Genomic DNA, 13312 nt, shown 5'->3' with positions numbered 1-13312 from the left:
ATTTATCTTCCAAATGCTTCGCCCCTACCGACAACTGACAACTAAGAAACTTGTACAGGCTTGGGTGTGGTAGTTGTCGAATGAAATTGAGAAATTGCAGCGGTCATAAATCCTTTGAATAAAGGATGAGGTGCGTTGGGGCGAGATTGAAATTCAGGATGAAATTGACAAGCGATAAAGAAAGGATGTTTGGGATATTCAATAATTTCCACTAATCTACCATCTGGAGATGTGCCACTCACCAAATAACCAGAATCTAATAACTGACTACGATAGACATTATTGAACTCGTAACGGTGACGGTGGCGTTCATAAATGACTTCTTCTTGATAAAGTTGGAAAGCTAGGCTATTGGGAAGTACCCGACAAGGATAAAGTCCTAAGCGCATTGTCCCGCCTAAATCTACTACATCCTGTTGTTCTGGCAAGAGGTTAATAACCGGATTGTCTGTATATGGGTCAAATTCGGCGCTATTGGCATTAGATAAGCCTTCGACATTTCTCGCCCATTCAATCACGGAACACTGCATTCCTAAGCATAAACCTAAAAAGGGAATTTGGCGATCGCGGGCGTATTTAATCGCCGCAATTTTCCCATCTATGCCCCGACTACCAAAACCGCCCGGAACAATGATACCATCAACACCTGCAAGATAGTTTTCCGGTGGTTCATTTTCCAAAACTTCCGAGTTTATCCACCGCAGACGCAAATCACCATGGGTCGCAATAGCCGCATGACGTAAAGACTCGACTACAGAAAGATAGGCATCACCTAACCGCACATATTTACCAACAATAGCAATTTCGACGGTATATTTAGGATTATACATCCGGTCTACCATGTTTTCCCATTGGGTCATATTGGGTTGACGCTGTTCCATTTGTAGTAAGTTAAGAACTTGTTCAGCTAATCCTTCCCGTTCTAAAATTACTGGAACTTCATAAATACTGCGAGCATCTGGACTGGTAATAACACATTCTACAGGGACATCACAAAACTCTGATAACTTTTGTTTCAAGCCGACCGGAATGGGGCGATCGCTCCGACATACTAAAATATCTGGTTGAATGCCAATTGATCTCAATTCTTTGACAGAATGCTGAGTCGGCTTGGTTTTCATTTCTCCCGCCGCAGCAATCCAAGGCAACAAAGTAACGTGCATATACAACACATTACGCTTTCCTACTTCCTTTCGCAGTTGACGAATTGCTTCTAGAAAAGGTAGTGATTCAATATCACCCACAGTTCCGCCAATTTCCGTAATTACCGCGGCAGGATTAGTTTCTTTAGCAACTCTGAGAATTCGCTCTTTAATCTCATTGGTAATGTGCGGAATTACCTGAACAGTACCCCCATTATAGTCGCCTCGGCGTTCCTTGTTAATAACTGACTGATAAATCAAGCCAGTAGTAACACTGTTTAACCGAGACATAGAAGTATCAGTAAACCGTTCGTAATGTCCCAAATCCAAATCTGTTTCTGCACCGTCTTGGGTGACAAAAACTTCCCCATGCTGAAAAGGACTCATTGTCCCTGGATCAACGTTAATATAGGGATCGAGCTTGAGAATCGAAACCGAATAATCCCGTGATTTGAGCAAACGTCCCAAACTTGCTGCTACAATTCCCTTACCAATACTGGAAACCACGCCCCCAGTCACAAAGATAAACTTAGTCATAGTATTTTCAATTTCTAGCAACTTCTAAATATAGATTTTGCTCCCGCAGGAGAATTTGTGTAGACGATTTTCGAGGCTTGTTTGGAGGATGAATTTTGCCCAATAACTCCACGTCCCAACCTTTTTGGCCAATGTATTGCCATTTCCACATCATTCATGTTTGACTCCATCTTGGCCATTGTGCCACAGTCCCTATTCTGAAATCTTCTGTGTTTGTCCATGAAAAAACTCTTAGGATTAGTATTATTTAATTTTTTAGTCACCTCCTCAGTTGCGTTAGCACAAGAACCACTTTTAGTAGTTTTTCCCCCGACAAACTACCAAACCAGCACAGAAAAAATATTTTTTATCGGTACAGCGCCCCCCGACGGGCAAGTTTTAATTAATGGTAAGCTCGTTAACCGTAGCAAAGCCGGGCATTTTTCCCCCAGTTTTCCCTTACAGTTAGGAGAAAATATATTTAAAGTTCGTTACCAAAATCAAGAACGAGAGATTAAGATCATCAGGGTATCTACTCAACCTGAATTACCTCAAGGGTTAGGCTTTGCTAAGGATTCCTTGACTCCTGCTGTCGATATTGCCAGATTACCAGGAGAATTAATTTGTTTTAGTGCAGTTGCACCACCTCAAGCTACTGTCTCGGTTAATCTGGTAAATCAAAATATTGCCCTTTTACCCCAGCCTTCACTTGCACAATTACCTCCAAATTCGAGTATTTTGACGGGGTTAAATCAGCCTAATCTTTCTATTCTTACCAAATACCAAGGTTGTACAACAGTCGCAAATGCTGCTGATTTAGGAAAACCTCAATTTAATTTACAACTTAATGATCAAAGAATAACTCAAACTGGTTTAGGTAAAATCGAAATTCTCGCGCCCACACAATTAGCAGTTGCGGAAATTGCATCAGAATCAGGCGTTACTCGCACGGGACCTAGTACCGATTATTCACGACTGACACCATTGCCAAAGGGAACTATGGCAAGTGTTACGGGAAAAGAAGGTGAATGGTTGCGCTTAGACTATGGGGCTTGGATTAATAGCAAGGAAACTAAAATTATATCAGGTGCGGTTGCACCACAGACAGTGATTCGGAGTGTCGGCTATCGGCAATTGGCTGAAGCGACGGAGATTCGTTTCCCTTTAGAAACTGCTGTGCCGGTGAGTGTGGAACAGGGAAATAATGCTTTCACTCTTACCCTTTACAATACCACTGCTCAAACAGACACAATTCGCCTAGATGATGATCCCCTAATTTCTCGCCTAGATTGGCAACAGGTAAGCCCCACACAGGTCAAATATACTTTTAACCTCAAAAAGCTCCAACAGTGGGGCTATAAGCTGAGGTATGACAATACAACTTTGGTTTTAACTTTACGTCATCCACCCCAGCTTAAAAATAGTAAACGCCTACCTTTATCTGGCATCAAAATTGTACTTGATCCAGGACATGGAGGTAAAGAATCTGGCGCTAGTGGACCAACTGGGTATTTAGAAAAAGATGTGAATTTGATAATTTCTCAATTGCTGCGAGATGAGTTGGTGAAGCGCGGTGCTAAGGTGGTGATGACGAGGGAAGATGATCGAGATGTGTCTTTGGGGGAACGTCAGACGATAATTAATAAACAAGAACCTGCGATCGCTGTTTCCATTCATCATAACTCTTTACCAGATAATGGCGATGCGGAAAAAACTAAAGGCTTTGGTACTTTTTGGTATCATCCTCAATCACACAGCCTCGCAGTATTTTTACAAAATTACGTAGTTAAAAAACTTGGTAAACCTTCCTACGGTGTATTTTGGAATAATTTAGCCCTGACTCGTCCTAGTGCTGCACCGGCGGTATTATTGGAATTGGGTTTTATGAGTAGTCCTGATGAATTTGAGGAAATAGTTAATCCCCAAGCACAGAAGAAAATGGCTAATATTTTAGCTGACGGGATAACTAAGTGGTTTAAAACTGTGAAAGAATAAGAATCAGATCCCCGACTTCTTAGAGAAGTCGGGGATCTAAATGTCACTAAGTTTCAAAATGTCGGCGAAAACGGTTATCAATGTTATTAGTTTTTTGCTGATTACAAATTAAGCACAGAGTTTGTAAGTTACTAATATCGTTTTTTCCCCCACGAGATAAGGGGATAATATGATCAATGCTGAGTTGCGTTTCTTGGGAGATTTTACCGCAGCTTTGACATTGATTTTTATCTCTTTGGAAAACGTAGGTTCTCACTTCTTGAGGTATGGGGATTCGTGGGGTTTTGTTCATGTTTTGGTTTCGCGCAAAGGCGCTAAGAAGCAAAGGCGCAAAGGTAAGAGTTATGATGTAGCTTCATTTAGCTTACGTTGTATCTCCATAAGGGGTGATTCTGGTTCTTTGATTTCTGGTTCTTCAGGACAAAATTCTAGAGAAACTTTCATTCTTATTTTTCCTTTTTGCCAATTTTTACTAGGTTTTAAAATCTGACAATCTACACCTGCACTTGACCAATAAGATTCGTCATAAGATGGAAGTTTACCACTACCATGATCACGGAGTTTATTGTTCAATTCTTCTAGCTTTTTATTCAAAATGATTTCTGTCATTAGTGAAACTAACAGACTTAATTTGAAAGTTTTATTTCCAAAATCAATCACAACATCACCTTCTTCAGAATCCAAAATTTGAAACTTCTCTTCCATCTCTTTCTTCCTTTGCGTCTTTGCTTCTTTGCGACTTTGCGCGAAACCTCAAAATTAGGTGAACACAGAAAAATCCTGCATTCACCCCAAACATTATACCTCTTCTTCCCCAATTATCGGCAGTAAATGTTCATATAACTGCATCGCTTGTAAACAGCTATTAATTCCCGCAACTGCTGTATTATATTCCTGAATTTTCTCCCCAACCTGACTCAACAAACGTTGATTATTAGCAATCTTTTCCTCAGCTTCTTGTTGTAAAGTCTTCTCTAAATAAGCCTTCGCATAAGGATATTGTTGTAATATCTCATCTGCTTGTTTTTCCCCCATTGGTAACAACTGAATTTTGATAGTTTGGTTGATAGTTTGACGGAAAGATTGACGAATAGTATGGGAAACTTTCGGTTCAAAGTCTAACTTCAATAATTGTCTAATTGCAGGTTCAGCGTCAACAATACTTTCTGCATCATAACCTTGAGAAGTTTGTTCCAACACTTGTCGAAATTGATAGATAGAAAAAGTTCCTTCATTATAAAATCTAGGACTTTCTCGCACAAAGCGATCGCATTCAACACTAGCAACAGTTACCAAAGCTTGAGTAATCAATTTTTCTATCTCTTTTACCTGTAATTCAATTCCCCCATCATTACCCAACAAACGATATAATTGACGGTAATATTCTGCTTTTCTAATCTTTGTCATTAACTGTTGAAATAGATTAGCAATAACTTGTTGACAAGACTCTATTAAAATGTCTTCCAACTGATTTGATAGGTAATAAAAAGCCTCTACTAAAATAGCTAATAAGGGTGCGGTTGCGTTTCTAGGATGACTCAAAGTTGCGCGACGATAAGCTTCTGCAACGGAAAAGGTATCTAGTAATTCATCAAGACGACGAATCATGCGTGATTGTAATTGTCGAAAATCTGTTTCAAATTCTTCGCAATTATTATTAATTAATCTGTTAACTTCATCATGAATATGCTGATGAAAATCTCTTCCAACTTGCTGGAGTTGCTGATTTAATTTTTGCAACTCATATTCTTTCATACTTTCGATTTCTCGCGGTTGACTATCTAAATCAATTTGCACACTTTGATAGTGGTTCTTGAGTTTGATACAAATATCTTCTAAATCATCTGCAAGGTTTTTGAATAATTGGGGACGTTTTTCTTCTGTCAGATAGCGAGTAATTGATGTACGAAATTCTTCAATTCCACTATCTTGAATTAGTTGGTTAATTAATGGTGTTCCCTGTTCGCTTAAAATTCTCACATAGTTGTGATTAGAAGTTTCATAATTATGGAGAGAAATTCTAAATTGACTGGGAGAAAGTTTACCTGAAGCAACGCAGTAGCGATTAAATTCATTTACAAATTGTGGTGTTTCTTCTTTCCCATCTAAACCTTTAACACTTTCTGCAAAAATCGAATCTAAACCAAATCTATCTAATCGCGTTGTTTGTTTAATTTGACTTCCGTAAAATCCTAACAAACCACTAGTTTTATAAACTCTAGTAGTATCTCGAAATTGACTGTTAATTAAATCTTCTAACCGTTGTCTAAGTTGGTTAGTGTACCAAGTTTCATCAATGCGGTTAAAGATATAAAAAACCCTGTCTCTTATCCCCGCATTTTCCCGCATTGTTTCTAACAGTTGGGTTTCTTCCTTTGTCATATCTCCTGCTGAAGCAGGTTTGAGAACACAAACTACTGCTGATGTATCTGGGTGTTGAATTTTTGCATAAGCTAATTGTGCATCTTTTTCGACTGGTGCATCAATTCCTGGTGTGTCTATAATCACGTTACCATCTTCCAAAAGCGGGTGATAACAATAATATTCAATTCTCTTCAAAACCGCGCTATTACTACCTCTACGCGCATATCCTGCGGCTTCTTTGAGGTTAGTAAAATTAAACTGTTCCATGGAATAGGTTGCATTATTAAAGCTGTTAATTCTTTCTTTGTTTGCAACATATCCTTCTAACAATAAAATTAATGCTTTTGCTTGTTTTGCACGTTCTGATTTACTCTCTCCTCCTTCTTGTTGAATAATTGCTGTACAACCTTGATGCAATAAATCAACTACATCTTGTTTATTGATATTCTCTACGGTATTAAATCCCAATTGTTGACACAAAAACACCGCTTGTTCTTGAATTTCTTTTTCACTCAAAAAGGTTAAAACAACTCTTTCTGAATCTACAGGTGCATATTCAATTTTACATTCTGTACCAGTTGCGTGTCCTTCTGCACTATATAATAATTCTCTCTCCAAAAGTGCATTAATCAACATTGATTTACCCGCACTAAAAGCACCCGCAAACACAATTTCAAACTTGGGAGAAATTGCTTTATCCAAAGAAATTTTCACAGATGTAATATCTTGAGAACGCAAAGCTGCTTCTTGCTGTAGAAGTTGGAGAATAGATTCAACTTGTGCTTGCAATTGCTGACACTGAGGATTTAAACTTGACATAAAAAGTAGTAAACAAGGTGCATAAATATTGTAATACTACTTATCATAGTTTAGCTACATCATCCCCAATGCACTACGAGTCACACCTAATTGGTTTTGTAGCTTCAATTTTGGCCAAAGTTAAGAACTTATTTTAAAATGTAGGTTTACCCAGGTTTAGTTATCTGGAGTGGTACGACAAAAATTGGCACCCTAATTACTTAAATTGTCAAGCAATAAAGAGTTTAAAACTAATAACTCAGCATTACCAATAGGTAACTCTAAATAGTGATAATTCTTGTAATTTATATCATTCCCTAAATCAAGAAAATCTAAACGTTTATAAAAACTTTCTGCTGTTTTCACAGAATGTAAACCTATCTTACCTTCAAATCCTAAGTGAATACTAAACATAGCTGCGAATGTTATTAAAGTTGTACCTATTCCTTTATACTTCGGTGAATTGTTAATATCTGCGCGATTCCAAGGTGCTACAGTTAATATAGCCACGTAAACTAAATTTTCACCCCGTTCTAACATTGACGGACGACCAGGAATTAACCCAATTATACCTTGGGCAACTAAATTACATTCCAATACATAGAATTTTAAGGATGGTTTCTCATGTAAATATTTGCTAAATTCTAAATCTTTGTCCCAGCATTTATTCTTGTTAAGTTCAGGTTTCCAAGACAATTCTATCTCTTCAAGATGCTTCTGAGATAAAGGCAAAATTTTTGCATCAACATATTTATTTTCAGAACATTGGAAAATTTTTAAGTTTTCTTTCATCACTTCAATACCATTTATCTCAGTAAAGCTTTAACTTACAGCACTTCCCGGTGTTATGAGGTACATATCTAGCGGGCAAGATGCCCGCACTACAAGAGTTTCATGATTCAACTTTGTACCTCATAAGAGCGGAAACCGCTGTATGTTTGAATTTAATGGTACTAGTACGCTATTACTGATACGTAAATTAGTTAACAGTGACTGTAAATATCGTAATAATATTTATCATTATTAATCTAATTCATCCCCAACGCACCACGAGTCACACCTAATTGGTTTTGTAGTTTCAATTCTCTCCAAAGTTGCGAACCGATGATTTCTCCTTCGAGTAATTTTTGATAGCTTTGTATTATTTTTTGCACTTGTTCCGGTGTCTCATTGACAAATTCAACCCGTAAATACTGTAAACCCAATCCTATCAACCGTTGCACGTATTCTGCTCCAGTTTGTGCAGTAGCGTTATATACTGTATTTCTACATCCTGCGTCTGCTTTAAGAATGTGTTCACTACCTACCCTGTCTCTAATTGTAACAGTTTGTGTGTCGCAAGGTCTACCACAATTGGTGTAGTCTGTTCCGTCAGATAGAAAAGCGCAAAATACGCAGTGTTCCATGTGGAACATTGGTATATGTTGATGTATTGTTACTTCAAAGTTTTGCGGTGGATAATTTGTAATTAAAGCTTCAAGTTGGTTAATATTTAAGTCGTAAGATGCGGTTAATCGTTCTAAATTAAAGCGTTGTTGAAAATAATCTGCGGTTAAAGGGTTAGCAATATTTAAGGAAAAATCACCAACACATCTTTCTGTGGCAAAATATTCTAATTGATCATAATTTCTAATTAAATAACCATCAGCTTGGGAAGCAAGAACTTGGTTTAAAATCCAGGTTTCTCCAGGTTTAGTTATCCGGGGTGGTGCGACAAAAATACTAATTTCTTCCTGTTTTGATTCTCGGACTATTTTTACTGCTTCTTTATACTTACGAGGATCTTCAAATTCACAATATATAGTTTTGATATCTGCTGTTAATACTGCTTTTAATTGTTCGATATTTCTCACCAAAACAATCAGGGAAGGAAAATCAGGAATTGGTGTAGATTTAGAACTAATTAGATCTTGCCATTTTCCCTGATGATTTAATTCCCAAAGTTTTGGTCTACTTCTTAATTCCTCTAATTTACTAACTATTTCCCGACGCATTCGATTTAACTCACTCACGGGTAACATAATATTACCGTTGAGATTATTTATAAAAGTGTCTAAATGAAAAGGTGTATTTCCTAACCGTCCAAATTGTTCTTTTAATCTTTCTGTAGAGAGGGGTTTTGTATGGGCCTCAGCTATCAATATTTCTGATTCTACTTGAACTATATTCCAAGATTGATCACGGGATATAGCTATTAATTTTTCACCAATTTCTCCATGCACTTCGATATTAATCGGTCTGGTAAATTGGGGATGTTCTCCAGTATAACTTTGACGAATTTGTTTATCTAATTCTGGATCATTTGTTTTCCAAACTTTATCACCTATGTGAATACTATGGAAGTTTAAATCATTTCTACCAAAGGTTAATATTACATCTCGACCATTGGGAATAACTGCATATATTCTTCCCCCTTCTTCCCTCCTTTCAGGATGTCCAGAATCAAAAACAATGCCATCTCCCGGTTTCACAGGTGCTTCTAATTTCACTGTGATTTCTGCATTTCTAATTCGGGTAACTTCTCCCAAATAAACACCCCGTTTTTTACCAAATCTCCCATGCACTAATTCTTGATTATTAATTCCCTCAAACCAACCTGTATATAGTCCGCGAGAAAATGCCATTTCTAAATTATATTGGTCTTTTTCTCGACTAGAAAATGTTTCTATATTTGTTTCTAATAGTTGATTTAATGCTTGACGATAAACGCGAGTCACGTTAGCAACATATTCTGGTGCTTTCAAACGTCCTTCAATTTTTAAGGAAGTAACTCCAGATTTTACTAATTCTGGTAAAACTTCCAAACCTGCTAAATCTTGAGGACTTAATAAATATTTTCGATCACCTAAATTAATAACTTCTCCATCTGCAATTAAATCATAAGGCATTCTGCAAGCTTGAGCGCATTCTCCCCGATTTGCAGAACGTCCTCCTAGTGCTTCGCTGGTTAAACATTGTCCAGAATATGCGACGCACAAAGCACCGTGAACGAAAACTTCTAAAGGTAAGGAAGTGTTTTTTTGAGATATTTGTTGTTGAATTTTATTAATTTCCGAAATCGAACATTCCCGCGCTAAAACTACCAATTGACAACCCAAAGATTTAGCAAATTCTACCCCCGCAGCACTGGTAATAGTCATCTGCGTTGAAGCGTGAATCGGAAAGTCAGGGGAAAGATGACGAATCAGCCGACAAATACCCACGTCCTGCACGATAACAGCATCAACACCCGCAGAAATGATGGTTTTGAGGTATTGCTGTGCTTCCGTTAGTTCTTGGGGAAAAATCAGGGTATTCAGAGTGATATAACCTTTCACACCCCGCAGGTGCAGAAATTCCATCAATTCGGGTAAATCTGCTGCTGTGAAATTCTCAGCCCGCATTCTCGCGTTAAACTTTTCTAAACCAAAGTAAATCGCATCCGCACCATTTTCTACTGCTGCTTGAGCGCATTCCCAGTTACCCGCAGGTGCTAGGAGTTCAGGGATTTTGAGGGTAGGGGTGGAGATGCTTGTCATTTTGGTTAAGTCAAGGTTATGTCAGTTTATAGATTGTATCTAAATTGGGGGGTGGTTGTGGGGAGTATGGATAATTATATTTAATATAGGATAAATTTAAGTATTAAGATATGCTATATTTGTCACATATAGTTAGATTACTTTTTAGTGATATTTAAATGTGAATATCTAAACACAAAATGATTATTAACAACAATCAAACATTGACGCTTATAGATAGGGGCAAAACTATTACCGAAAATCTATTATATCAAGTTGAGCTAATACATACAGCAGCTAATAATCAAATTAGCCAAGATCATAAAAATCAAAAAGGGCAGTTTTTAACACCCTTATCAATAGCCAGTTTAATGGCAAATATGTTTGATTTTAGTTTATCAGAAATATCATTACTAGATGCGGGTGCAGGGGCTGGTGCATTATTAACAACCGTTGTAGCTGAATTGTGTCAACTTCAGAAAAAACCAAAATCTTTACATATTACCGCTTACGAAATTGACCCTATTTTGATTAATTATTTAGAAAAAACCTTAGAATGTTGTCATAATGCTTGTAAGCAATTAGGTATAAAATTTACATACAAAATCTATCATAGTGATTTTATTGAATCAGTATTTAATTTATTACAATTTCCTTTATTTGCTCCTTCAATAACAACTGAATTTACACACGCCATTATTAATCCACCATATCATAAAATCAATGCTCAATCAAAATACCGTCTGTTATTACGTTCTATAGGCTTAGAAACTACTAACATATATACAGGTTTTATTTTTGCCACAATTAAATTACTAAAATCAAATGGACAACTAGTAGCAATTACTCCCCGAAGTTTTTGCAATGGCTCATATTTTCGAGAGTTTCGGCAATTTTTTCTAGAAAATATGGCGTTAGATAAAATTCATTTATTCGATTCTCGTCAAGAAGTATTTTCTGATGATAAGATACTGCAAGAAACTGTTATTTTTCATGCAAATAAACAGCCAAAAAATCCAGCTAATATATTAATTAGCTCTAGTATTAATGCTGAAGATGATATAATCCTATCTCATGAAATCCCTTACACAGATGTTATTCATCCTGATGACACAGAAAAATTTATTCACATTATAACAGATAATTTAAGCCAGAAAATAGTTAAGCAAATCAACCATTTTAGTTGCAAAATTCAAGATTTATGTTTAAATGTTTCTACAGGTAAAGTAGTTGATTTTAGAATCAAATCATATTTGAAACTCAATCAAGAAAAAGGTACAGTTCCATTGATATATCCAACTCATTTTCATGATGGTTATATCAGCTACCCAAAGAATACTAAAAAATGTCAAGCTATAGTATTATGTAAAGAGACAACTAATCTTGTAATTCCTAATGAACATTATGTTTTAATTAAACGGGTTTCTGCTAAGGAGGAAAAAAAAAGACTTGTTGCTGTTGTTTATGATTCCACAAAAATTGATACTCCTAGTATTGGCTTTGAAAACCATTTGAATTATTTTCATCAACAGGGACATGGACTAGATTTAATTGTAGCTAGAGGTCTTGCAGCTTATCTTAACTCTAGTCTAGTAGATGCATTTTTCCGTCTATTTAATGGACATACTCAAGTAAATGCTACTGATTTACGAAGTTTAAAATACCCCAATTTAGCACAACTTTATGCACTAGGTAAACATATAGGAGCAGAATTTCCTAACCAGTCCGAAATAGATCAACTAATAAATACCATATTATTAAATATGACTAATTCATCAGAAAATAATCCAATTGTCATTAAATCGCGTATTGATGAAGCCATAGAAATACTGACTACTTTAGGTTTTCCACGTAAGCAACTAAATGAACGTTCTGGTTTAACTTTACTAGCATTGCTTGATTTAAAACCCCATGAACCTTGGATATCTGCAAAAGCACCACTTCAAGGTATTACACCAATGATGGAATTTATGGAACAACAATATGCTAAAAAGTATGCACCTAATACGCGAGAAACAGTCCGTCGTCAAACTGTACACCAATTTATTGATGCAGGTTTAATTGTTGTAAATCCTGATAATATTGAGCGTCCTGTTAATAGTCCAAAAACAGTATACCAAATTGAAGATAGTGCTTTAGAACTGCTGCGGACATTTAAAACTGATGAATGGGATAAAAGTCTGTCAACCTATTTAGCATCTATTGAAACCCTCAAAACCAAATATGCTCAAGAAAGGTTAAAAGCCAGAATAGAAGTGAATATTCTAGGTAAAGTAATCGCACTTTCACCAGGTGGTCAAAATATTTTAATTGAGAAAATAATTAATGATTTTTGTCCACGATTTACACCTAGTAGTAACATCATTTATGTTGGTGATACAGATGAAAAATTTGTCCATTTTGATGAATCAGCTTTGTTGCAATTAGGAATTAAAATTGATACTCATGGAAAAATGCCGGATATCATCATTCATTTCCTGGCTCAAAACTGGTTAGTTTTAATTGAAGCTGTGACATCCCATGGACCAATTGATGCTAAACGTAAAACTGAACTTGAAAGTTTGTTCAAAAACTCTAAAATACCCCTTGTTATGGTGACAGCTTTCCTTAACCGCAAAGCCATGAAAGAGTATTTACCAGAAATTTCTTGGGAGACTGATGTATGGGTAGCAGAAGATGCAACTCATTTGATTCACTTCAATGGTGAACACCTTTTACAGCTTTATCAATTATAATCATAGCAATTTTCAAATCAGTGAGGTACAATTTTACTTTTTTTGGCTACAGTATTGCAAAACATCAGCGATTTTCTCTAGTTCTTGAAAACTTTTATAAGGAAGAACGCCGAAAACCCTTGAAAATGTGGCTGACTCAGTCAGCCACATTTGGGCTTTAGACAAGGGATGAAGGCTAGTACCGCAGGGCGGAAGTCAAAAGTCAAAAGTCAAAAGTCAAAACTAATATACAGTAGGCTTTTTGGCGATTGAATATGGTTGCTTT

Annotated in this window: 9 protein-coding genes; 2 read left to right on the top strand and 7 right to left on the bottom strand. The window is 36.5% G+C overall.

The window, feature by feature from the left end; all coding sequences use genetic code 11:
- Window positions 1–41: 41 nt before the first annotated feature.
- Both FJR06_RS21695 and FJR06_RS21690 read right to left on the bottom strand, forming a co-directional pair.
- A complete protein-coding gene (locus FJR06_RS21695) occupies window positions 42–1679 on the bottom strand; it encodes a CTP synthase (protein WP_015080084.1) in 1638 nt (545 codons plus the stop codon).
- Between the two features lie 14 nt (window positions 1680–1693).
- Window positions 1694–1900 carry a hypothetical protein gene (locus FJR06_RS21690; protein ID WP_168652246.1) on the bottom strand — a complete coding sequence of 69 codons (207 nt, stop codon included), beginning with the start codon at window positions 1898–1900 and terminating at the stop codon, window positions 1694–1696.
- Between FJR06_RS21690 and FJR06_RS21685 the strand changes: the two genes are divergently transcribed.
- Window positions 1899–3653: an N-acetylmuramoyl-L-alanine amidase gene (locus FJR06_RS21685; RefSeq protein WP_168652245.1), complete on the top strand. Its 1755-nt coding sequence runs from the start codon at window positions 1899–1901 to the stop codon at window positions 3651–3653. The genes FJR06_RS21690 and FJR06_RS21685 overlap by 2 nt on opposite strands.
- Window positions 3654–3699: 46 nt before the next feature.
- Here the strand turns inward: FJR06_RS21685 and FJR06_RS21680 are convergent, their stop codons facing one another.
- The 5 genes from FJR06_RS21680 to FJR06_RS21660 form a co-directional block, all read right to left on the bottom strand.
- Entirely contained in the window at window positions 3700–3945 is a 246-nt protein-coding gene (locus FJR06_RS21680) for an HNH endonuclease (protein ID WP_015080082.1), read from the bottom strand.
- A gap of 50 nt (window positions 3946–3995) precedes the next feature.
- Entirely contained in the window at window positions 3996–4358 is a 363-nt protein-coding gene (locus FJR06_RS21675; RefSeq protein WP_015080081.1) for a KGK domain-containing protein, read from the bottom strand.
- Window positions 4359–4451: 93 nt separating this feature from the next.
- Window positions 4452–6836, bottom strand: coding sequence for a dynamin-like GTPase family protein (locus FJR06_RS21670; protein ID WP_015080080.1), 2385 nt, complete (start codon window positions 6834–6836; stop codon window positions 4452–4454).
- A gap of 192 nt (window positions 6837–7028) precedes the next feature.
- Window positions 7029–7607 (bottom strand): GNAT family N-acetyltransferase, encoded by a 579-nt coding sequence (locus FJR06_RS21665; protein ID WP_015080079.1) that lies wholly within the window; start codon window positions 7605–7607, stop codon window positions 7029–7031.
- 236 nt (window positions 7608–7843) lie between these two features.
- Window positions 7844–10333, bottom strand: a complete 2490-nt coding sequence (locus tag FJR06_RS21660; RefSeq protein ID WP_015080078.1) for a U32 family peptidase — start codon at window positions 10331–10333, stop codon at window positions 7844–7846.
- Between the two features lie 179 nt (window positions 10334–10512).
- On the opposite strand from FJR06_RS21660, the gene FJR06_RS21655 reads away from it, so the two are divergent.
- A complete protein-coding gene (locus FJR06_RS21655) occupies window positions 10513–13047 on the top strand; it encodes a BsuBI/PstI family type II restriction endonuclease (protein ID WP_015080077.1) in 2535 nt (844 codons plus the stop codon).
- Window positions 13048–13312: the final 265 nt, after the last annotated feature.

It is taken from the genome of Dolichospermum sp. UHCC 0352 (assembly GCF_009711925.1).
GTDB lineage: Bacteria > Cyanobacteriota > Cyanobacteriia > Cyanobacteriales > Nostocaceae > Dolichospermum > Dolichospermum lemmermannii.
The sequence above is the reverse complement of the archived record's forward strand: the minus strand, read 5'-3'. Positions and strand labels throughout refer to the sequence as shown.